Genomic DNA, 330 nt, shown 5'->3' with positions numbered 1-330 from the left:
GAACTGCTGTTTAAGGAAGAAACAGACCCATCTCTGGAAGGTTTTGAGCGTGGGGTAGTCACCAAGCTGGGTGCCGTCTCCGTCGATACCGGCATCTTCACCGGCCGTTCGCCGAAAGACAAATACATCGTCCGTGACGACATCACCCGCGATACCGTGTGGTGGGCCGATCAGGGCAAAGGCAAAAACGACAACAAACCTCTCAGCCCGGAAGTCTGGGCCGATCTGAAACACCTGGTCACCGAGCAACTGTCCGGCAAGCGCCTGTTCGTGGTGGATACCTTCTGCGGCGCCAACGCCGACTCGCGCCTGAAAGTGCGTTTCATCACC

At 57.6% G+C, this 330-nt stretch carries 1 protein-coding gene; it reads left to right on the top strand.

All coding sequences use genetic code 11. The annotated features are described in order from the left end of the window. Positions 1-330 (top strand): phosphoenolpyruvate carboxykinase (ATP) (locus tag J0A68_RS23310; RefSeq protein ID WP_206580512.1); only part of this gene is annotated, 330 nt, incomplete at both ends.

Source organism: Algoriphagus oliviformis (genome assembly GCF_017254915.1).
Taxonomy (GTDB): domain Bacteria; phylum Bacteroidota; class Bacteroidia; order Cytophagales; family Cyclobacteriaceae; genus Algoriphagus; species Algoriphagus oliviformis.
Note: the sequence above shows the minus strand (reverse complement) of the source record. Positions and strands in the feature narration are given on the sequence as shown.